Origin of the sequence: Hydrogenophaga sp. (genome assembly GCF_030373225.1) — a bacterium.
In the GTDB taxonomy this organism is placed as follows: domain Bacteria; phylum Pseudomonadota; class Gammaproteobacteria; order Burkholderiales; family Burkholderiaceae_C; genus Hydrogenophaga.
This window is the reverse complement of sequence record NZ_JAUCZG010000004.1, coordinates 70,487-89,844: the sequence shown is the minus strand read 5'-3', so window position 1 is coordinate 89,844 and position 19,358 is coordinate 70,487. Positions and strand designations below refer to the sequence as shown.

The window sequence follows — 19,358 nt, the reverse complement described above, 5'->3', positions numbered from 1 at the left end:
CCCCATGGCACAAGGCCTCGACTGGCAACGCGACGGCCCCCACTGGCCGCACCACGAGCTGAGCAGCTTTGTCTGGGCGTCTGGTCTGCAATGGCATGTGCAGCGCTTTGCCGGACCGGCGAACGCGCCGTGTCTGGTGCTGCTGCACGGCACCGGCGCGTCCACCCACTCGTGGCGCGATCTGGCGCCCCTGCTCGCCCGGCGCTTCGAGGTGGTGGCCATGGACCTGCCCGGCCACGCCTTCACCGGCATGCCACCGGGCGGTGTTGGCGCGCCCCAGTTCTCGCTGCCCGGCATGGCGCGGGCCGTGCATGGCCTGCTGCAGACCCTGGACATCAGAGCGGCCATGCTGGTGGGTCATTCGGCCGGTGCCGCCGTGGCGGTGCGCATGTGCCTGGACGGTCTGGCCGCGCCGCGTTCGGTGCTCGGTCTCAACGCCGCGCTCATGCCGCTCGGTGGCCTGGCCGGTCAGCTGTTTTCTCCGGTGGCCAAGCTCATGGCCTCGGCACCGTTCGTGCCGCGCCTGTTTGCCTGGCACGCCAAGGAACCGGCGGTGTTGCAGCGCCTGCTGCAGAGCACCGGCTCCACACTCGACCCGGCCGGCACAGCGCTTTACCAGCGGCTGGTGCGCAGCCCCGGTCACGCTGCGGGTGCGCTGGGCATGATGGCCAACTGGGATCTCGATTCACTCTGGCGCGACCTGCCCCGCCTGGCCGTGCCGCTGGACCTGCTGGTGGGCGAACGCGACCGCACCGTGCCACCCGAGCAGGCCACCCGCGCCATGGCCCGGCTCTCACCCGCGCTCAAGGCGCAATACATCCAGCTCGACGGCCTGGGGCACCTGGCGCATGAAGAACAACCCGACACCGTGGCGCGGCTGGTCTTTGAGCGCTTTGACGCACGCGCCTGACAGCGTCTGACCCGGGCCCTCAGGGCACGACGCTGTCGATCGTGATCTGCAGTTGCGCGCTGTTGCTGGCCACCGGGCCGCTGGTGCCTTGCAGGTCGCCGCTTTGCGGCATGGCCTGGCCCGTGCGGCTGATGCGGGCTTCCACCACCACCTGAGGGTGCATCGACAGACGCAGCTCGGGTGCCATGGCCTGGCTGTCGTCGAGCGAAAACGGCAGTGGCCCGGCAGTGGCCGCCACCCGCAAGACGGCCAGCGGCATGCGTGGGCCCTGGACCGGTCGCGCGAACACGAACAGGGTGTCGCCCGCCACCAGCCGGGATTGCAGCTCGGGCGCGATGCGGATCTGCCCTTGCAAGCCGGGGTGGCGGGTGGCGGCCCGGGGCGCATCGGCGGGCGCTGCGGCCAGGCGTGCCGCGCCGCCGGGTTGGGCCGCGATGCCGGCGCGCGCGGCCTCCAGGCTGCTCTCGATGCCTTGGGCAAACGGACTCCCTGGCGCAGCCCGTTCGCGCGCGCGCTGCCAGAACCCTTCGGCCGCCACAAAGTCCTGCCGGCCGTAGGCCGAACTGCCGGCCAGCGCGAGTGCCTTGGGGTGCCCGGGGTCGATCGCCAGCGCCCGGTTGACCAGGCGCATGGGTTCACCGTCGGCGCTCTGGCCCTGCAGCAGCGACAGCAGGTCGGCCCGGTCAGCGAGCAGGTCGGGGTTGTCGGGTGTCAGCGCCAGGGCGCGCTGGTAGGCCTGGTCGGCGTCGGCGAAGCGCTGGCGACTGGCGTGCGCGCGCGCCAGCATGGCCCATGCGGGCGCGTCCTTCGCCTGTCCGGGCGGCAGGCTCTCGAGTTGCTGCGCCATCTGCCGGACCATGGCGTCGACCTCCTGGTCGGACACGTTGGTCGCCAGACGGGCCTGCTCGGCTTCGAACCGCACCGCATCGGGCTCGCCCAGCCAGACGTACAGGCCGATGGCCAGCGCGGGCACGGCCAGCAGCAAACCCGTGGCGGTGGCCGTGCGGTGGGTGGGGCGCACGCGCTGGTCGAGCGGCGCCGATTCGTCGATCACGCGCCGCGCCAGCTCGGCGCGTGCCTGCTCGCCCTGCCCGGGCGTGAGCCGGCCTTCGGCCAGATCCGCATCGAGCTGGGCACGCTGCTCGCGCAATAACGCCAGGTTGGCCTGTTGCGGCGAGGCCGGTACAGCGGTCGAACGCGTGCGCCACAGCACCGACAGCAAAGGCCACATGGCCAGCGCCAGCAGCGCCAGGGCCAGGGCAACGAAGAGCGTCATGGCGGGCCTCCGGCATCGTCGAGCAGGCGCTGGGCGCGCTGCAGTTCGGCCGCACTCAGCGGCGCAGGGCCGGCCTGCGGGTCGCGCCGCCGCAGGTTCGTCACCAGCACCAGGGCGGCCACCAGCAGCAGCACGAACGGGCCGACCCACAGCAGCACGGTGCTGAATTTCAGCGGCGGGCGGTAGAGCACGAAGTCGCCATAACGCTGTGCCATGAAGTCGAGGATCTCGGCTTGCGTGCGACCTTCGCCCAGTTGCACCCGGATCTGCTGGCGCAGGTCCTTGGCCAGGTCGGCGGTGGAGGCGGCGATGGTTTCGTTCTGGCACACCAGACAGCGCAGTTCTTCGGCGATCTTCAGCACGCGCAGCTCCAGCGCCGGGTCGGCGGCCAGCGGGGCCGCCATCGACGGTGGCGCCGCCTGCGCGGCCACGCCGCCCGCCGCCAGCGAGGCGCTCAACATGAAGGCGAACCACACGGCACGCATGGCTCAGGCACCCAGCTGTTTCATCAGCGGCAGCAGCGTGCCCTGCACCACCTCGGGCGTGACCGGCCCGGTGAACTTGAGGCGGATCACGCCCAGCTTGTCGATCACATAGGTCTCGGGCACGCCGTACACGCCGAAGTCCAGGCCGACGCGGCCGTCAACGTCGAACAGGGTGGTCCGGTAGGGGTTGCCGTGTTTGCCCAGCCAGGTCAGTGCCAGGTGGCGCTGGTCCTTGTAGTTCAGGCCGACCAGGGGCACGGATGAACGGCGCGCCAGGTCCATGAGCACCGGGTGCTCCTGCTGGCAGGCCACGCACCACGAGGCCCACACGTTGAGCAGCCAGACCTGCCCGCGCAAGTCTTCGGGAGCGACCAGCGTGTCGGGCGCGGCCAGCGTGGGAAGGCGAAAGGCCGGCACCGGCTTGTTGATCAGCGGCGAGGGCACGTCGCGCGGGTTGAGCTGCAAGCCCACGCCCAGAAAGCCCAGCATGACCACGAAGATGGCCAGCGGCCACAGGTAGGGTTTCATGGGCGCGCGCTCCGCGCCATCACCCCGCGCGCCACCGCCGGGCTGTGCGGCGCCGGCACAGCGGTGGTGGCCGCCTTGCGCACGCGGTAGCGCCGGTCCGTGACCGCCAGCAGGCCGCCCAGGGCCATCAGCAGGCAGCCGCCCCAGATCCAGTTGACCATGGGCTTGTGGTGCAGGCGCACGCTCCAGGCGGTCTCGCTCACCGGCTCTCCAAGCGCCACGTACACATCACGCATCACGCTGCGGTCGATCGCCACTTCGGTCATGGCCGTGCGGCTCACGGTGTAGATGCGCCGCTCGGGCCTCAGCACCGCCACCAGCTCGCCGTTGCGGCTGAGGTTCAGCGTGCCCTGCACCGAGGTGAAGTTGGGCCCCTGCACCAGGTTCATGGCGTCCAGCCGGATGCTGTAGCCCCCCACCTCGGCGCTCTGCCCCACTTCCATGCGAACGTCGTTTTCGGTCTGGAAACTGCTGACCACCGTGACCCCGGCAATGAACACCGCCACACCGAAGTGGGCCAGCAACATGCCGAAGTAGCTGCCGGGCTGCGCGCGCAGGGCAGCCCAGGCAGACGCCGGGTGCGAGCGCACGCGTTGAACCAGGTTGAGCACCGCCGTGCTCGCGACCCACACCGCCAGCAACAGGCCCAGCCCGGTCAGCGGCGTCCAGCGCTGCAGCACCAGCGGCGCGATCACCGCGCTGGCCACGCTCACGCCGGCGGCCCAGCGCAGCTGGTGCGCCAGGTCGCCCAGCGAGGCCTGGCGCCAGCGCGCCAGCGGCCCCACGCCCATGAGGAACAGGGCCGGCGCAACCAGCGGCACGAACACCGCGTTGAAATACGGCGGGCCGACCGACAGCTTGCCCATGCCCAGCGCATCGATGAGCAGCGGGTAGAGCGTGCCCAGCAGCACGGCCGCCGCGGCCACCACCAGCAGCACGTTGTTGGCCAGCAGCAGGCTCTCGCGCGAGAGCATTTCAAACTGGCCGCCGCCGCCCACCCTGGGCCCGCGCCAGGCAAACAGCGTGAGCGAGCCGCCCACCACCAGCGTGAAGAACACCAGGATGAACAGGCCGCGCTCGGGGTCGGTGGCAAACGCATGCACCGAGCTCAGCACGCCCGAGCGAACGATGAAGGTGCCCAGCAGCGAGAGCGAAAACGCCAGGATGGCCAGCAGCGCCGTCCACAGCTTGAAGCCGCCGCGCTTCTCGGTGACCGAGAGCGAATGGATCAGCGCCGTGCCCACCAGCCAGGGCATGAAGGAGGCGTTCTCCACCGGGTCCCAGAACCACCAGCCACCCCAGCCCAGTTCGTAATAGGCCCAGAAGCTGCCCAGCGCAATGCCCGCGGTGAGGAAACACCAGGCCAGCGTGGTCCAGGGGCGCGACCAGTGTGCCCAGGCCGCGTCGACCCGGCCGGCCAGCAGGGCCGCCACGGCGAACGCGAACGGCACCACAAAACCCACGTAGCCCATGTAGAGCATGGGCGGGTGGATCGCCATGCCAGGGTCTTGCAGCAAGGGGTTGAGGTCCTTGCCGTCCAGCGGCACCGGGTACAGGCGCTCGAACGGATTCGACGTGAGCAGGGTGAACAGCAGAAAGCCCACGCTGATCAGCCCCATGATGCCCAGCACGCGCGCGCGCATCGGCTCGTCGAGCTGGTCGGAGAACACCGCAACCGCCAGCGTCCAGCCGGCCAGGATCAGGCTCCACAGCAGGATGGATCCTTCGTGGTTGCCCCAGACCGCGGTGATGCGGTAGATCAGGGGCGCGCTGGTGTGCGAATGTTCGGCGGCGAGCAAGACCGAGAAGTCACTGGTCACGAAGGCCTGCGTGAGGCAGGCGAAGGACACCAGCAGCAGCATGAACTGCGCGAACGCGGCGGGCCGTGCCAGTGCCATCCAGTGGCGGCGACCCTGCTGCGCGCCCACCAGCGGGAACACGCTTTGCACCAGCGCCATCACCAGCGCCAGCAAGGCGGCGAAATGGCCAAGTTCGGGAATCATCGAGGGCTTCCTTCCGGCAGGACCAGCGACGTCTGCCCCGGCAACTGCACCGCCGACGCCTTGGCCTGGCGGGCTTTCGCCAGCGCTTCGGCCGCTTCGGGCGCCATGTAGTTTTCGTCGTGTTTGGCCAGCACCTGGTCGGCGCGGAACACGCCGTCGGCGCCCAGCTTGCCTTGGGCAACCACACCCTTGCCCTCCTGGAACAGGTCGGGCAGCAAGCCGGTGTAGGTCACCGGAATGCTCTGCGCGGTGTCGGTCACCTTGAAGCGGATGGTCAGTCCCGTGGGCTCGCGCGCCACGCTGCCCTCTTCCACCAGGCCACCAACGCGGAAGTTGCGCTCACGCGGCGCCTCGTTGGCCATGACCTGGGTCGGGCTGAAGAAGAACACGAGGTTGCTGTTGAAGGCGTTGAGCACGAGGGCGGTGGCCGCCCCCAGCGTGAGCAGACCCACGGCCAGTGCAACCAGGCGGCGGCTGCGCGCCTTCATGCGGTGCGCTCCACAGCGGCGTCGTCGCGCGCTTGCTGCGCCTCCTGCACCAGCAGGCGCCGGCGAAAGCGGATCGCCATCAGCTCGGCCGCCACCACCGCCGCGCACATGCCCAGCGAGCCCCACACATAGAGGCCGTATCCGCCCATGGCCAGGAAATCACCCAGGTTGTTCATGCGAGTCTCTCCAGTGCCTGCCGCGCCCAGGGCGCATGGCGTTCGCGCTCCAGCATGATCAGCCGCACCCGGGCCAGCGCCACCGCGATGCAGTACATCCAGCAGGCCAGCGCCATCACCAGCATGCCCAGCAGCATCGGCGTGGCCATGCTCGGTGCCTCGGTGAAGCTGACCGACGCGCCCTGGTGCAGCGTGTTCCACCACTGCACCGAGAAATAGATGATGGGCAGGTTGACCACGCCCACGATGGCCAGCAGGCCGGCGGCCCGGTCGGCGCGGCGCGTGTCGTCGATGGCGCTGTGCAGCGCCATGAAGCCGATGTAGAGGAACAGCAGCACCAGCTCGGAGGTCAGGCGTGCGTCCCACACCCACCAGGTGCCCCAGGTCGGTTTGCCCCACAGGGCGCCGGTCCACAGCGCGAGAAAGGTCATGAGCGCACCGGTGGGCGCCAGCGCCGTGGCCATCATCGAAGACAGGCGCGAGTTGAACACCAGGCCGATCGCCGCCCAGGTGGCCATGACCAGGTACACCAGCATCGACATCCAGGCCGTGGGCACGTGCACGAAGATGATGCGGTAGGCCTCGCCCTGTTGCGCATCGGTGGGCGCGACCCACAGGCCGATGTAAAGCCCGACCGCCGTGAGCACCACCGCCAGTGCACCGAACCACGGCACCAGCCTGCCGGCCAGCGGGTAGAAGCGCTGCGGCGCCGCGTAATGGAACCAGTTGATTGAAGCCATCGGTCACTCCATCGAGATGCGCAGGGCAGCGCTGGTCACCAGCGGTGCGGCGAACAGGCTGAGCAGCAACAAGGCGCCGAGCAGGGAAAAGTGCCCGGCCACACCGAGCCCGGCGCTGTGCGCCTGCACCGCCCCGGCACCGAAGATCAGCACCGGAATCACCAGCGGCAGCGTGAGCAGCGACATCAGCACGCCGCCGCCGCGCAGACCCAGCGTGAGCGCCGCGCCAATGGCGCCCACCAGGCTGAGCACCGGCGTGCCCACCAGCAGCGTGAGCAACAGCACGCCGGTGCTGGATGCCGGGAGATCGAACTGCAGCGCCAGCAGCGGCGACACCAGCACCAGCAACAGAACAGAGCCGCACCAGTGCGCGCAGATCTTGCCCAGCACCAGCAGCGGCAGCGGATGGGCCGAGACCAGCAGTTGTTCGAGCGTGCCATCCTGCAGGTCGTCGGCAAACAGGCGGGCCAGCGGCAGCGTGCAGGCCAGCAGTGCGGCGACCCACACCACGCCCGGCGCCATGGTGCGCAACAGCGCGGGCTCCGGCCCCACGCCCAGCGGGAACAGGCTCACCACCATCACGAAGAACACCACCGCGGCCAGCGAGTCGGTGCGTCGGCGCAGGGCGATGCGCAGGTCGCGCTGGAACATGCAGCGAAAGCCTTCCAGCCAGCCCGGCGACGCGGCGGGGGCGGGCACGCTGGTGGCCACCTGGGTGTTCACAGGTCGAGCACCTGGTGCGGCGTGTCGTCGAGCGCCACGCCCTGGTGGCTGGTGAGTACCACCGAGCCGCCGCGCAGCAACTGGGCACGGATCAGGCCCTCGAGCCAGGCGGTGGCGGCGGTGTCCAGCGCGTTGAAAGGTTCGTCGAGCACCCACAAGGGCGCCGAACGCGCCAGCACCAGGCGGGCCAGCCCACAGCGGCGGCGCTGGCCTTGCGACAGGCGGCGCGCCGGCGTGCGTTCGAAACCGCGCAGCCCGGCGTCGGACAGCGCCTGCAGGGCGGCCGCGCGCACCACACCCTGGCCGCCCAGCGTGCAGGCGTGCTGCAGGTTGTCCAGGGGAGACAGGTCTTCCTTGAGTGCGGCCGCGTGGCCCAGGTACACCAGTTCGCGGCCCCAGCGCTCGCGCTGCGCCGCCAGTGGCTCCCCGCGCCACAGCACCTCGCCCTCGGTGGGCGCGAGCAGGCCGCACATCAGGCGCAGCAGGCTGGTCTTGCCGGCGCCGTTGGCTCCGGTCACACGCAGCAGTCGTCCGCCGGACAACTGCAGGTTCAGGCCGCTGAACAGGCTGCGTTCGCCGCGCACGCAACTCACCTGGTTCAGGGCCAGGGTGCCGCTCATGGGCGAACTTTCGTTCGGGACGTCGGATGCTTCACCGGAGTGTCTCAAATTTGGTATGTCAACTTGGTGTGACACTTATAGCACCAGTCGTTTTGCCCATCCAAGCGGAAAAACCCATGGCGGGGCTGAGTTTCCGGCGTTTCGGCCCGGTCGCGGCCCGATCGTTCGGGCCATCGGACCTGTGTGCGCTGCACAAGAAAAGACCCTTTGACAATCTCAAGTGTCATGTTAGATTGACAGCCATTGATGTCACATATCGATGACATCCGACCACGGTCAAGGGGCGCTCATGGACATGATGACTCGCATACAAGCCGCGCTGGACCACGAGCTGACCCTGGCCTGCAGCCCCAGCGCCCCACCCCGTCTGATGGCCGCGATGCGCCACGCCGTGTTTCCGGGTGGCGCGCGCATTCGCCCGCAACTCTGCCTGGCCGTGGCCGGCGCCTGCGGCGAAGACGCGCCCGCCCTCACCAACGCCGCCGCGATGGCCATCGAGCTGCTGCATTGCGCCTCGCTGGTGCACGACGACATGCCCTGCTTCGATGACGCCGACACCCGCCGCGGCCAGCCCGCCGTGCACAAGGTTTATGGCGAGCCGCTGGCCCTGCTCACCGGCGACGCGCTGATCGTGATGGCCTACCAGATCCTCGCTCGTGCCGGCAGCCTGCACCCCGAGCGCCTGGCCGGCCTGATCGAGACCGTGTGCATCGGCACCGGCGCGCCCGACGGCATCGTCGCCGGGCAGGCCTGGGAATGCGAGAACCGGGTCGAACTCGGCCAGTACCAGCGCGCCAAGACCGGCGCCCTGTTCGTGGCCTCCACCTGCGCCGGTGCGCAGGCCGCAGGCGCGGACCCGCAGGCCTGGCGCCCGCTGGGCGAATGCCTGGGCGAGGCCTACCAGGTGGCCGACGACATCCGCGACGTGCTGATGCAGGCCGACGAGCTGGGCAAGCCCGCCGGCCAGGACGCACAGCATGGCCGTCCCAGTGCCGCATCCAAGCTCGGGCTGGTCGGCGCGATCGACCATTTCCACGGGCTGATGCAGGCCGCCATCGACTCGGTGCCCGCCTGCCAGAGCCGCAGCGCCATGCGCCAGCTGGTGCTGCACGAGTCGCGCCGCCTGATCCCGCAAAGCACCTGCGACCGCATCGAGTTGCAGCGCACCGCCGACCACCCCGCCGTGCGCCTGGCCGCCTGAAGGCGCTGCACCATGACCACCCTGGACAGTTTCAAGCCGATCGCGGAAGGGCCGCCACCCTCCTGGCGCGAGCGGCTGGCCAGCCGCATCGACCGCTGGATGACCAGCCCCGCGCTCAACCGCTGGGCCAGCCGCAGCCCGCTCACCCGCTGGCTGGTGCGCCGCCGCTCGGCACAACTGTTCGACCTCATGGCCGGCTTCGTGCACACCCAGGTGCTGCTGGCGTGTGTGCGTCTCAAGCTGTTCGAGCAGGTGCTGGACGCGCCGCGCACGGCCGACGAACTCGCCACGCTGTGCAGGCTGCCCACCGCCCAGCTGCAGCGCCTGCTCGATTCGGCCGTGGCCCTGCACCTGCTGGAGCGGCGCGGCGGCGCCCGCTACGGCCTGGGGCGCATGGGTGCGCCGGTGGTGGCGCACGCCGGCATCCGCGACATGGTCGAACACAACGCGGTGCTCTATGACGACATGCGCGACCCGCTGGCCCTGTTGCGCGACCCGAATGCGGCGCGCATGCACGCCTGGTGGCCCTACACCGAAGACCCGGCCGGGCAGCCGCAGGCACCGGCGCCGGGTGAACAGTTCGCGCGCTACTCCTCGCTGATGTCCACCTCGCAGCGTTTCGTGATCGAAGAGCTGCTGGCCTCGTACTCGTTTGCCGAACACCGCGTGGTGCTCGACGTGGGCGGCGGCATGGGCGGCTGGGTGAGCGCGCTGGCGCGCCGCCACCCTCACCTGCAGCTGCAGCTGTTCGACCTGCCGCCCGTGGCGGCCCTGGCCTCGGAGCAGGTGCAGCGCCAGGGCCTGGGCGATCGCATCAGCACCCACGGCGGGAGCTTCACCAAAGACGCGCTGCCGCGTGGTGCCGACCTGGTGACCCTGGTGCGCGTGGCCCACGACCACCCGGATGGCGATGTGCGCACCGTGCTGCGCGCCATCTTCAACGCCCTGCCCCTGGGCGGCGCGCTGTTGCTCGCCGAGCCGATGGCCCAGGCCGGCGGTGCGCCCGAGCCCAGCGACCCGTATTTCCATTTTTACCTGATGGCCATGGGATCGGGCCGCCTGCGCACCCCCGCCGAGCTCACGTCGCTCATGGAAGAGGCCGGCTTCACCCACATCGAACGGGTACCGAACCCGATTCCGCTGCATGCCCAGCTGCTGCTCGGCCGCAAATCCCGCGACGAAGCTAGGGGTTTACCCGGCAAAGCCCAAAGCAGTGTCACTTTCTCTTGACACTTTTTGATGTCAACTCTTTAATACACATCATGCAAGCCCAAGCCATCGTTTTCCAGAGCCCGTGCAACCTCTCGGTGCGGACCCTGGAACTGCGCAGCCTCATCGACGGCGACCTTGTGGTCGAAGTCGAGCACAGCGGCATCAGCACCGGCACCGAACGTCTGCTCTGGGACGGCAGCATGCCGCCCTTCCCGGGCATGGGTTACCCCCTGGTTCCCGGTTATGAAACGGTGGGCCGTGTGGTTCACACACAAGGCGACTGCGGCCAGGGCCAGGCCCGCATCCAGAGCGGTGACCGGGTCTTCGTGCCGGGCTCCTACAGCTTCGAGGGGGTGCACAACCTCTTCGGTGGCGCCGGCTCCCGCCTGGTGGTGTCGCACGACCGCGTGGTCAAACTCAACGAAGACCTGGGCTCGCAGATGGTGCTGCTGGCGCTCGCCGCCACCGCCTACCACTCGGTCACCTTCGGCGGCAGCCGCGCACCGGCCACGCCGCCCGACCTGATCATCGGCCACGGCGTCATGGGTCGCCTGCTGGCGCGCCTGACCGTGGCCGCCGGCGGCCCCGCCCCCGTGGTGTGGGAAACGCAGGCCGCTCGCCGTGTCGGCGCCGAGGGCTACAGCGTGATCAGCCCCGATGAAGACACCCGCAAGGACTACCGCGCGATCTACGACGTCAGCGGCGACTCCGACATCCTCAACCGCGTCATCCCGCGCATGGCCAAGGGTGGCGAGGTGGTGCTGGCCGGCTTCTACAAGAACGACATCTCGTTCTCGTTTGCCCCGGCCTTCATGCGCGAAGTGCAGATCCGCGCCGCCGCCGAATGGAAGCGCCCCGACCTGGTGGCCGTGACGCAACTGGTGCAGACCGGGCGCCTGTCGCTCGACGGCCTGATCACCCACACCGAAACGCCGGCGCGCGCCAGCGACGCCTACGCGGCCGCCTTCGGCGATCCGCAGTGTCTGAAGATGGTTCTGGACTGGAGAAACTGATGAATTCGATCCCTGTCACCCAAGTGCAATCGGCGCAGTTCATGGAGCAGCTGCGTGCTGAAGCGGCGCTGGAGCCCGCACCGGTGCACACCGGCGAAGTGAAGAAGGAAACCCAGATCATCGCCATCTACGGCAAGGGCGGCATCGGCAAGAGCTTCACCCTGGCCAACCTCTCCTACATGATGGCCCAGCAGGGCAAGAAGGTCCTGCTGATCGGATGCGATCCCAAGAGCGACACCACCAGCCTGCTGTTCGGTGGCCGCGCCTGCCCCACCATCATCGAGACCTCGTCGAAGAAAAAACTCGCCGGCGAAGCGGTGCAGATCGGTGACGTCTGCTTCAAGCGCGACGGCGTCTACGCGATGGAGCTCGGCGGCCCCGAGGTGGGTCGCGGCTGCGGCGGTCGCGGCATCATCCACGGCTTCGAGCTGCTGGAAAAACTCGGCTTCCACGAGTGGGGCTTCGACTACGTGCTGCTCGACTTCCTGGGCGACGTGGTGTGCGGTGGCTTCGGCCTGCCGATCGCCCGCGACATGTGCCAGAAGGTGATCGTGGTGGCCAGCAACGACCTGCAGTCGCTCTATGTCGCCAACAACGTCTGCAGCGCGGTGGAGTACTTCCGCAAGCTCGGCGGCAACGTGGGCGTGGCCGGCATGGTGATCAACCGCGACGACGGCACCGGCGAAGCGATGAACTTCGCCGAAGCGGTCGGCATTCCGGTGCTCTCGGTGATCCCGGCCGACGACGACATCCGCCGCAAGAGCGCCAGCTACGAAATCATCGGTCGCCCCGAATCGGTCTGGGGCCCCATGTTCGCCCAGCTCGCCGAAAACGTGGGCAACTCCACCCCCATGCGCCCCAAACCCATGACGCAGGACGAGCTGCTGGGTCTGTTCTCAGCCTCCGCCGTGGGCCGTGACGTGGTGCTGGAGCCGGCCACCCAGTTCGACATGTGCGGCAAGACAGAAAACACCAAGCCCACGCTTGAAGTGGTTTACGACGAAGTCTGAGTTTCGAGGGAACACCCCATGACCGGCACCACCATCCCCATCGTTCCCGTGAAGGCGGGCACCGCCATCGAAGGCGACGGCATGGGTTGCCACGCCGGCGGCGAGACGCTGCTGGCGGCCGCGAAATCGGCCGGCAAGAGCGAGGTGCTGGCGCAGTACGCCGCCGACTACCCGAAACGCGAGAACGCGGGCCCGCACGACCAGCCCCAGAGCATGTGCCCGGCCTTCGGTTCGCTGCGCGTGGGCCTGCGCATGCGCCGCACCGCCACCATCCTCAGCGGCTCGGCCTGCTGCGTGTACGGCCTCACCTTCACCAGCCACTTCTACGGCGCACGCCGCAGCGTGGGCTATGTGCCATTCAACAGCGAATCGCTGGTGACCGGCAAGCTGTTCGAGGACATCAGCGAGGCGGTGCACGCCCAGGCCGACCCCGAGCAGCTCGACGCCATCGTCATCATCAACCTGTGTGTACCCACCGCCAGCGGTGTGCCCCTGCAGATCCTGCCCAAGGCCATCAACGGCGTGCGCATCATCGGCATCGACGTGCCCGGCTTCGGCGTGCCGACCCACGCCGAAGCCAAGGACGTGCTGACCGGCGCCATGCTGAAGTACGCCCGCAGCGAGATCATGGCCGGCCCGGTGCCCGCACCGCGCCAGGCGCGCAGCGACAAGCCCACCATCACGCTGCTCGGTGAGATGTTCCCGGCCGACCCGATGCTGATCGCGCAGATGATCGCGCCCATGGGCCTGGCGGTGGGCACCGTGGCGCCCACGCGCGAATGGCGCGAGCTCTACACGGCGCTCGACAGCGTCGCGGTTGCCGCCATCCACCCGTTCTACACGGCCAGCATCCGCGAGTTCGAGGCCGCTGGCCGCGCCATCGTGGGCTCGGCCCCGGTGGGCGTGGACGGCACGCACGACTGGCTGGGCGCCATCGGCCAGGCCACCGGTGTGGCGCAGGCGCAGATCGACGCCGCGCGCAATGCCACGCTGGGCGCCATTCGCGGCGTGCTGGCGCAACAGAGAATCAACGGCCGCATCACGCTCAGCGGCTACGAAGGCTCCGAGCTGCTGGTGGGGCGCCTGCTGGTGGAATGCGGCGCCGACCTGCGCTACGTGGGCTCGGCCTGCCCGGCCACGCCCTGGAATGCGTTGGATGCCGAATGGCTCAAGTCCAAGGGTGTGCAGGTGCAGTTCCGTGCCTCGCTTGAAAACGACCTGGACGCGATGCGCGAGTACCAGCCGCAGCTGGCCATCGGCACCACGCCGGTGGTGCAGGCGGCCAAGGAAGCCAGCATCCCGTCGCTGTACTACACCAACCTGATTTCTGCCCGCCCGCTCATGGGTGTGGCCGGTGCCGGTTCGCTGATCCAGGTGATCAACGCCGCCATGGGCAACCAGCACCGCTTCGACCAGATGAAGGACTTCTTCGGCAGCGTGGGCAACGGCGACAAGGCCGGCGTGTGGGAAGAGGTGCCGAAGGACTATCCGGATTTCCGCAAGGAACAGCGCCGCCAGCTGGACAAGCAGGCGAAGAAGCGCAAAGCGGAAGAGATGGGGTGATTGAGATGAACCGCACACCAAAAAACCCCGCTCGCCCTGAGCTTGTCGAAGGGCCCACCAGCACCTGGGCGAAGGCTTCGACAGGCTCAGCCCGAACGGAGTTTTCTTCGGGTGTCGGGAGTTGCGAATGCTAGTTCTCGACCACGATCGCGCTGGCGGCTACTGGGGTGCCGTCTATGTGTTCACCGCCATCAAGGGCCTGCAGGTGGTGATTGACGGCCCGGTGGGCTGCGAGAACCTGCCGGTGACCAGCGTGCTGCACTACACCGACGCCCTGCCTCCGCACGAGCTGCCCATCGTGGTCACCGGCCTGGCCGAGGAGCAGCTGGGCCGCGAAGGCACCGAGGGTTCGATGAAGCGCGCCCACGCGGTGCTCGACCCCGAACTGCCGGCGGTGGTGGTCACCGGATCGATCGCCGAGATGATCGGTGGCGGCGTGACGCCCGAAGGCACCAACCTCATGCGCTTTTTGCCGCGCACCATCGACGAAGACCAGTGGCAGTGCGCCAACCGCGCGATGTTCTGGCTCTGGAGCGAGTTCGGCATGAAGAAGGTGCCGGCGCGCAAACCGTTTGCCGACCGCCCCGCCGGCGAGAAGCCACGCGTCAACATCATCGGCCCGAGCTACGGCACCTTCAACAGCCCGAGCGACCTGGCCGAGATCCGCCGCCTGGTGCAGGGCATCGGTGCCGAGATCAACATGGTGTTTCCACTGGGCAGCCACCTGTCCGAGGTGTCGCGCCTGGTCGAGGCCGACGTGAACATCTGCATGTACCGCGAGTTCGGCCGCATGCTCTGCGAAGCCCTCGACCGGCCCTACCTGCAGGCCCCCATCGGCCTGCACAGCACGACGAAGTTCCTGCGCACGCTCGGCGAGCTGCTCGGCCTGGACCCGGAACCCTTCATCGAGCGCGAGAAGCACACCACCATCAAGCCGGTGTGGGACCTGTGGCGCAGCGTGACGCAGGACTTCTTTGCCACCGCGAGCTTTGCGGTGGTCGCCGGTGAAACCTATGCGCGCGGCATCCAGCACTTCCTCGAAACCGAGATGGGCATGCCCTGCCGATTTGCCGTCTCACGCAAGGCCGGCGAAAAAACCGACAACGCCGCCGTGCGCGAGCTGGTGCGCACGAAGATGCCGCTGATCCTCTTCGGCAGCTACAACGAACGCATGTACCTCGCCGAGGCCGGCAGCCAGGGGCCGATGAAGGCGACCTACATACCGGCATCGTTTCCGGGCGCGATCATCCGGCGCCACACCGGCACACCGTTCATGGGCTACAGCGGCGCCACCTACCTCATTCAGGAGGTGTGCAACTCGCTGTTCGACGCCCTGTTCCACATCCTGCCGCTGGGCACCGACATGGACAAGGTCGACCCCACGCTGGCGCGCGGCGAAGTCGCCGGCCTGTCCACCCCGTGGGACGACAAGGCCCAGGCCCGGCTGCACGCGCTGGTCTCCAACCAGCCGGTGCTGGTGCAGATCTCGGCCGCCAAGCGGCTGCGCGACGAGGCCGAGCGCCAGGCGCGCGAAAGCGGTGAAGCCGCTGTCAACGAATCCCATGTGAACACCGCCGGCCAGTCGATGGGCCTGGGGGAATTCGCATGAGCCGGTTTTCATTCTTCGATCACGGCGTGTGCGCCGGATCCACCTCACGTTGCGGCATGTCGCTGCAGCTGCCCATGGTGCGCGGGCTGGGCGCATTGATGGCCTCACGGCCAAACTGAAAAGGAGCATCCCATGTCGACACGGACATCTGTTTCCGGCCTGACGGACGATGAAGCTCAGGAGTTCCACCAGTACTACATCCAAGGCACGATCGGGTTCACGGCCATCGCCGTTGTTGCCCACCTCCTGGTGTGGTTCTGGCGGCCCTGGTTCGTCTGACCCACAAGGCCTTTTTGTCGTGAAAGGAAAACTGCCATGAACGATATGTCTTATGAATCCCATAAGCCTTCCCTGAGCGGAGACAAGCTTTCGTTTGTCCTGATCTTCGCTCCGTGTTTCCTGCTGTTGCTGTCGCTTGCCGTGCTGGGCCAACTGGTCGGCATGCACTGGCAGTTCTGGCTGCCTGGCGCGGAGCACAAGACCAGCATCTTCTCGGGCGTGCATGCCGCGGTCTACACCTTCATGTCTCACATCATCTGAAATTAGGAGATCCCATCATGTGGAGAATCTGGCGCCTTTTCGATCCTGTCCGCGCCCTGGTTGCGCAGGCCGTGTTTCTGTTTGCTCTTGCCGCGATGATTCACCTCATCCTGCTGAGCACCAACAAGTTCAACTGGCTGGACGGCCCCAAGGTTGGTCCGGCAAAGACGGCACAAACCATGCCGGCGGCCACCCCCGCAGTGAAGTCCTGACTTCACCCGAGGTGTGCAGGTGCTGAAACTGGCGCGGGCCAGTGCAGCATCTGCTCCCCTCCCCCATTTGTATCGACGCACGAAGTCCACACCACCTGAGACAGGAGGGCCGCACCATGGCCATGCTCAACTTTGAAAAGAAATACCGGGTTCGAGGCGGAACACTGGTTGGCGGCGACCTGTTCGATTTCTGGGTGGGTCCCTTCTACGTCGGCTTCTTTGGTGTCACAACGCTGTTCTTTGCGTTTCTCGGCACCGCCATGATTCTCTGGGGCGCCTCGCAAGGCCCGACCTGGAATCTGTGGCAGATCAGCATCGCGCCCCCCGACCTTTCATACGGCCTGCGCTTCGCGCCGCTGATGGAGGGCGGCCTGTGGCAGCTGATCACCGTGTGTGCGATTGGCGCCTTCGTGTCATGGATGCTGCGCGAGGTCGAGATCTGCCGCAAGCTGGGCATGGGCTACCACGTGCCCGCCGCCTTCGGCGTGGCCATCCTGGCGTATGTGACGCTGGTGGTGATTCGCCCGGTGCTGATGGGCGCCTGGGGACACGGTTTCCCCTACGGCATCTTCAGCCACCTCGACTGGGTGTCCAACGTCGGCTACCAGTACCTGCATTTCCACTACAACCCGGCGCACATGCTGGCGGTGAGCTTCTTCTTCGCCACCACCTTCGCCCTGTCGTTGCACGGCTCGCTGATCCTCTCGGCCACCAACCCGGCACCGGGTGAAAAGGTCAAGACGCCCGAGCACGAAGACACCTTCTTCCGCGACACCATCGGTTACTCCATCGGCACCCTGGGCATCCACCGCCTGGGCCTGTTCCTGGCGCTGGCCGCCGTGCTGTTCAGCGCCCTGTGCATCGTGATCAGCGGACCGTTCTGGAGCCGCGGCTGGCCCGAGTGGTGGGGCTGGTGGCTGAACCTGCCGATCTGGTCCTGAAGCGTCCGAAGAAAAACCAGGAGCACACCATGCAATACCAAAACCTCTTCACAACGGTGCAGGCCGTCGGCCCGGTGCATCACGGCGTCGAGCTCGGTCGCGGCCAGGACCTTCCCCGCCTGGGCAAGACGCCGGCGATCGTCCACCTGTTCGGCCGCTTTGGCAACGCGCAGATCGGCCCCATCTACCTCGGCACGCTCGGTGTGGCTTCGCTGATCTTCGGCATTCTCGCGTTCAACATCATGGGCATGAACATGCTGGCCTCGGTCAACTACGACCCGATCCAGTTTGTGCGCCAGCTGTTCTGGCTTTCGCTGGAGCCGCCGGCGGCGGGTGCGGGTCTGGGCCTGGCCCCCCTCAACGAGGGCGGGTGGTGGCAGATCGCCGGCCTGTTCCTGACCATCTCCGTGATGCTCTGGTGGGCCCGCACCTACCGGCGCGCGCGTGCGCTCGGCATGGGCACCCATGTGGCCTGGGCTTTTGCGGCCGCCATCTGGCTGTTCCTGGTGCTCGGCCTGATCCGCCCGGTGCTCATGGGCTCGTGGAGCGAAGCCGTGCCCTTCGGCATCTTCCCCCACCTCGACTGGACCGCCGCCTTCTCGCTGCGCTACGGCAACCTGTTCTACAACCCCTTCCATGCTCTCTCGATCGCGTTCCTGTACGGCGCCACGCTGCTGTTTGCGATGCACGGCGCCACCATTCTGGCGGTGAGCCGCTTCGGTGGTGAACGCGAGATCGAGCAGATCGTCGACCGCGGCACCGCGAGCGAGCGGGCCGCCCTGTTCTGGCGCTGGACCATGGGCTTCAACGCCACCATGGAGTCCATTCACCGCTGGGCCTGGTGGTTCGCCGTGCTGTGCCCGCTCGTGGGTGGCATCGGCATCCTGCTGACCGGCACCGTGGTGGACAACTGGTACCTCTGGGCCATCAAGCACGGCGTGGCACCGCCCTATCCCGATGTCTTCCCCGCCGTGATGGACCCGGCACTCGCACCAGGAGCCAAGTGATGAACACACCCACCTTCAACCCCCGTGCCTGGCTGGGCGTCATGGCCCTGGGAACCCTCCTGCTCGCCGGCTGTGAGCGCCCGCCCATGGAGTCGGTGCAGAACGGCTACCGGGGCACCGGCATGGTCCAGGTTGTCAACCCGCGCATCCAGGCCGATGTCGTTGCTGCCAACCAGGTGCCCGAGTCGCCGCCGGCGGCCAGCGCCGACGGCCCCAAGGCCGGTGCGATCTACCAGAACGTGCAGGTGCTTGGTGACCTCAGCGTGGGCGAGTTCACCCGCCTCATGGTCAGCATGACGGCCTGGGTGTCACCCGAACAGGGCTGCAACTACTGCCACAACGGTGCCAACTTCGCCGACGACAGCCTCTACACCAAGGTGGTGGCCCGGCGCATGGTGCAGATGACGCAGCACATCAACACCGACTGGAAGCCCCACGTGGCCGAAACCGGTGTGACCTGCTACACCTGCCACCGCGGCAACCCGGTGCCCAAGGAGGTCTGGTTCACCGCCGACAGCCAGCCCTACGGCTCGAACTTCATGGGCAACAAGACCGGGCAGAACACACCGGCCGACAGCGTGAAGCTGGCCTCGCTGCCCTACGACCCGTTCACGCCCTACCTGCTCGGCGACGAGCCGATCCGGGTGAACGCGCCCAAGGCGTTGCCCACCAGCGGCGCGAGCGGCGAGAGCATCCAGCGCACCGAGAAGACCTATGCCCTCATGACGCACATGTCGGCTTCGCTGGGCGTGAACTGCACCTTCTGCCACAACACGCAGAACTTCGGAAAATGGGACGGCGCGCCGCCCCAGCGCGTGACGGCCTGGCACGGCATCCGCATGGCACGTGACCTGAACCTGGCCTACATGGAACCCCTGGCCGACGTGTTCCCGACCAGCCGCAAGGGAGAACTGGGCGACGTGGCCAAGGCCAACTGCGCCACCTGCCACCAGGGTGCCAACAAGCCTTTGCTGGGGGTGTCCATGCTCAAGGACCACCCCGAACTGGCGGCCTACCGTCCCTACACGGCGCCCGCGCCAGCCGCCGCACCCGATGCGGCACCGGCGGCGCCCGCCGCGCCAGCCCCGGCCAAGTGAGTCG

Annotated in this window: 23 protein-coding genes; 14 read left to right on the top strand and 9 right to left on the bottom strand. The window is 68.0% G+C overall.

Annotated features, from left to right (window positions below; genetic code table 11):
* The first annotated feature begins 4 nt into the window (after positions 1-4).
* The gene (bchO, locus tag QUV35_RS03645; protein ID WP_300870958.1) at positions 5-910 is read left to right on the top strand and encodes an alpha/beta fold hydrolase BchO; all 906 of its coding nucleotides are present in this window, start codon (positions 5-7) and stop codon (positions 908-910) included.
* Between the two features lie 19 nt (positions 911-929).
* On the opposite strand, the gene ccmI is transcribed toward bchO, so the two are convergent.
* The 9 genes from ccmI to ccmA form a co-directional block, all read right to left on the bottom strand.
* Positions 930-2,186 (bottom strand): c-type cytochrome biogenesis protein CcmI, encoded by a 1,257-nt coding sequence (ccmI, locus tag QUV35_RS03640; protein WP_300870956.1) that lies wholly within the window; start codon positions 2,184-2,186, stop codon positions 930-932.
* On the bottom strand, positions 2,183-2,671 hold the full coding sequence (locus QUV35_RS03635; protein ID WP_300870954.1) for a cytochrome c-type biogenesis protein: 489 nt from the start codon (positions 2,669-2,671) through the stop codon (positions 2,183-2,185). Before QUV35_RS03635 ends, ccmI begins: the two co-directional genes overlap by 4 nt.
* Before the next feature lie 3 nt (positions 2,672-2,674).
* Entirely contained in the window at positions 2,675-3,199 is a 525-nt protein-coding gene (locus QUV35_RS03630; protein ID WP_300870952.1) for a DsbE family thiol:disulfide interchange protein, read from the bottom strand.
* Positions 3,196-5,202, bottom strand: coding sequence for a heme lyase CcmF/NrfE family subunit (locus tag QUV35_RS03625; protein ID WP_300870950.1), 2,007 nt, complete (start codon positions 5,200-5,202; stop codon positions 3,196-3,198). Before QUV35_RS03625 ends, QUV35_RS03630 begins: the two co-directional genes overlap by 4 nt.
* Entirely contained in the window at positions 5,199-5,690 is a 492-nt protein-coding gene (ccmE, locus tag QUV35_RS03620) for a cytochrome c maturation protein CcmE (RefSeq protein ID WP_300870948.1), read from the bottom strand. The genes QUV35_RS03625 and ccmE overlap by 4 nt, the downstream gene beginning before the upstream one ends.
* A complete protein-coding gene (gene ccmD / locus QUV35_RS03615) occupies positions 5,687-5,866 on the bottom strand; it encodes a heme exporter protein CcmD (RefSeq protein ID WP_300870947.1) in 180 nt (59 codons plus the stop codon). The genes ccmE and ccmD overlap by 4 nt, the downstream gene beginning before the upstream one ends.
* Entirely contained in the window at positions 5,863-6,606 is a 744-nt protein-coding gene (ccmC, locus tag QUV35_RS03610; RefSeq protein ID WP_300870945.1) for a heme ABC transporter permease CcmC, read from the bottom strand. Before ccmC ends, ccmD begins: the two co-directional genes overlap by 4 nt.
* A 3-nt stretch (positions 6,607-6,609) precedes the next feature.
* Positions 6,610-7,257, bottom strand: a complete 648-nt coding sequence (gene ccmB, locus QUV35_RS03605; protein ID WP_300871069.1) for a heme exporter protein CcmB — start codon at positions 7,255-7,257, stop codon at positions 6,610-6,612.
* 68 nt (positions 7,258-7,325) lie between these two features.
* Positions 7,326-7,949: a cytochrome c biogenesis heme-transporting ATPase CcmA gene (gene ccmA, locus QUV35_RS03600; protein ID WP_300870944.1), complete on the bottom strand. Its 624-nt coding sequence runs from the start codon at positions 7,947-7,949 to the stop codon at positions 7,326-7,328.
* Between the two features lie 259 nt (positions 7,950-8,208).
* Between ccmA and QUV35_RS03595 the strand changes: the two genes are divergently transcribed.
* The 13 genes from QUV35_RS03595 (at position 8,209) to pufC (ending at position 19,354) form a co-directional block, all read left to right on the top strand.
* Positions 8,209-9,150, top strand: coding sequence for a polyprenyl synthetase family protein (locus QUV35_RS03595; protein ID WP_300870942.1), 942 nt, complete (start codon positions 8,209-8,211; stop codon positions 9,148-9,150).
* Positions 9,151-9,162: 12 nt separating this feature from the next.
* A complete protein-coding gene (locus QUV35_RS03590; RefSeq protein WP_300870939.1) occupies positions 9,163-10,380 on the top strand; it encodes a methyltransferase in 1,218 nt (405 codons plus the stop codon).
* A 32-nt stretch (positions 10,381-10,412) separates the two neighbouring features.
* Positions 10,413-11,375, top strand: coding sequence for a chlorophyll synthesis pathway protein BchC (gene bchC, locus QUV35_RS03585; protein ID WP_300870937.1), 963 nt, complete (start codon positions 10,413-10,415; stop codon positions 11,373-11,375).
* Positions 11,375-12,385: a chlorophyllide a reductase iron protein subunit X gene (locus QUV35_RS03580; protein WP_300870935.1), complete on the top strand. Its 1,011-nt coding sequence runs from the start codon at positions 11,375-11,377 to the stop codon at positions 12,383-12,385. The genes bchC and QUV35_RS03580 overlap by 1 nt, the downstream gene beginning before the upstream one ends.
* An 18-nt stretch (positions 12,386-12,403) precedes the next feature.
* A complete protein-coding gene (bchY, locus tag QUV35_RS03575; protein ID WP_300870933.1) occupies positions 12,404-13,948 on the top strand; it encodes a chlorophyllide a reductase subunit Y in 1,545 nt (514 codons plus the stop codon).
* Between the two features lie 127 nt (positions 13,949-14,075).
* Positions 14,076-15,557 carry a chlorophyllide a reductase subunit Z gene (gene bchZ, locus QUV35_RS03570; protein WP_300870931.1) on the top strand — a complete coding sequence of 494 codons (1,482 nt, stop codon included), beginning with the start codon at positions 14,076-14,078 and terminating at the stop codon, positions 15,555-15,557.
* Positions 15,554-15,676 carry a hypothetical protein gene (locus tag QUV35_RS03565; protein WP_300870929.1) on the top strand — a complete coding sequence of 41 codons (123 nt, stop codon included), beginning with the start codon at positions 15,554-15,556 and terminating at the stop codon, positions 15,674-15,676. Before bchZ ends, QUV35_RS03565 begins: the two co-directional genes overlap by 4 nt.
* A 13-nt stretch (positions 15,677-15,689) precedes the next feature.
* Positions 15,690-15,836 (top strand): light-harvesting antenna LH1, beta subunit, encoded by a 147-nt coding sequence (gene pufB / locus QUV35_RS03560; protein WP_300870927.1) that lies wholly within the window; start codon positions 15,690-15,692, stop codon positions 15,834-15,836.
* A gap of 36 nt (positions 15,837-15,872) precedes the next feature.
* Positions 15,873-16,097 (top strand): hypothetical protein, encoded by a 225-nt coding sequence (locus QUV35_RS03555; protein WP_300870926.1) that lies wholly within the window; start codon positions 15,873-15,875, stop codon positions 16,095-16,097.
* A 17-nt stretch (positions 16,098-16,114) separates the two neighbouring features.
* Positions 16,115-16,309, top strand: coding sequence for a light-harvesting antenna LH1, alpha subunit (gene pufA / locus QUV35_RS03550; RefSeq protein ID WP_300870924.1), 195 nt, complete (start codon positions 16,115-16,117; stop codon positions 16,307-16,309).
* Between the two features lie 116 nt (positions 16,310-16,425).
* On the top strand, positions 16,426-17,250 hold the full coding sequence (pufL, locus tag QUV35_RS03545) for a photosynthetic reaction center subunit L (protein ID WP_300870922.1): 825 nt from the start codon (positions 16,426-16,428) through the stop codon (positions 17,248-17,250).
* A gap of 29 nt (positions 17,251-17,279) precedes the next feature.
* Entirely contained in the window at positions 17,280-18,257 is a 978-nt protein-coding gene (pufM, locus tag QUV35_RS03540) for a photosynthetic reaction center subunit M (protein ID WP_300870920.1), read from the top strand.
* On the top strand, positions 18,257-19,354 hold the full coding sequence (gene pufC / locus QUV35_RS03535) for a photosynthetic reaction center cytochrome PufC (protein WP_300870918.1): 1,098 nt from the start codon (positions 18,257-18,259) through the stop codon (positions 19,352-19,354). The genes pufM and pufC overlap by 1 nt, the downstream gene beginning before the upstream one ends.
* The last annotated feature ends 4 nt before the right edge of the window (positions 19,355-19,358 follow it).

Bases quoted from the DNA above. Each gene is read 5' to 3' on its own strand.
- pufB (WP_300870927.1), top strand. From the start codon at position 15,690: ATGTCGACACGGACATCTGTTTCCGGCCTGACGGACGATGAAGCTCAG.
- QUV35_RS03595 (WP_300870942.1), top strand. From the start codon at position 8,209: ATGACATCCGACCACGGTCAAGGGGCGCTCATGGACATGATGACTCGC.
- QUV35_RS03565 (WP_300870929.1), top strand. From the start codon at position 15,554: ATGAGCCGGTTTTCATTCTTCGATCACGGCGTGTGCGCCGGATCCACC.
- QUV35_RS03630 (WP_300870952.1), bottom strand. From the start codon at position 3,199: ATGAAACCCTACCTGTGGCCGCTGGCCATCTTCGTGGTCATGCTGGGC.
- bchZ (WP_300870931.1), top strand. From the start codon at position 14,076: ATGCTAGTTCTCGACCACGATCGCGCTGGCGGCTACTGGGGTGCCGTC.
- pufC (WP_300870918.1), top strand. From the start codon at position 18,257: ATGAACACACCCACCTTCAACCCCCGTGCCTGGCTGGGCGTCATGGCC.
- QUV35_RS03580 (WP_300870935.1), top strand. From the start codon at position 11,375: ATGAATTCGATCCCTGTCACCCAAGTGCAATCGGCGCAGTTCATGGAG.
- QUV35_RS03590 (WP_300870939.1), top strand. From the start codon at position 9,163: ATGACCACCCTGGACAGTTTCAAGCCGATCGCGGAAGGGCCGCCACCC.
- ccmI (WP_300870956.1), bottom strand. From the start codon at position 2,186: ATGACGCTCTTCGTTGCCCTGGCCCTGGCGCTGCTGGCGCTGGCCATG.
- pufM (WP_300870920.1), top strand. From the start codon at position 17,280: ATGCAATACCAAAACCTCTTCACAACGGTGCAGGCCGTCGGCCCGGTG.
- QUV35_RS03625 (WP_300870950.1), bottom strand. From the start codon at position 5,202: ATGATTCCCGAACTTGGCCATTTCGCCGCCTTGCTGGCGCTGGTGATG.
- bchY (WP_300870933.1), top strand. From the start codon at position 12,404: ATGACCGGCACCACCATCCCCATCGTTCCCGTGAAGGCGGGCACCGCC.
- pufL (WP_300870922.1), top strand. From the start codon at position 16,426: ATGGCCATGCTCAACTTTGAAAAGAAATACCGGGTTCGAGGCGGAACA.
- bchO (WP_300870958.1), top strand. From the start codon at position 5: ATGGCACAAGGCCTCGACTGGCAACGCGACGGCCCCCACTGGCCGCAC.
- ccmC (WP_300870945.1), bottom strand. From the start codon at position 6,606: ATGGCTTCAATCAACTGGTTCCATTACGCGGCGCCGCAGCGCTTCTAC.
- ccmD (WP_300870947.1), bottom strand. From the start codon at position 5,866: ATGAACAACCTGGGTGATTTCCTGGCCATGGGCGGATACGGCCTCTAT.
- ccmB (WP_300871069.1), bottom strand. From the start codon at position 7,257: ATGTTCCAGCGCGACCTGCGCATCGCCCTGCGCCGACGCACCGACTCG.
- ccmA (WP_300870944.1), bottom strand. From the start codon at position 7,949: ATGAGCGGCACCCTGGCCCTGAACCAGGTGAGTTGCGTGCGCGGCGAA.
- pufA (WP_300870924.1), top strand. From the start codon at position 16,115: ATGTGGAGAATCTGGCGCCTTTTCGATCCTGTCCGCGCCCTGGTTGCG.
- QUV35_RS03635 (WP_300870954.1), bottom strand. From the start codon at position 2,671: ATGCGTGCCGTGTGGTTCGCCTTCATGTTGAGCGCCTCGCTGGCGGCG.
- ccmE (WP_300870948.1), bottom strand. From the start codon at position 5,690: ATGAAGGCGCGCAGCCGCCGCCTGGTTGCACTGGCCGTGGGTCTGCTC.
- bchC (WP_300870937.1), top strand. From the start codon at position 10,413: ATGCAAGCCCAAGCCATCGTTTTCCAGAGCCCGTGCAACCTCTCGGTG.
- QUV35_RS03555 (WP_300870926.1), top strand. From the start codon at position 15,873: ATGAACGATATGTCTTATGAATCCCATAAGCCTTCCCTGAGCGGAGAC.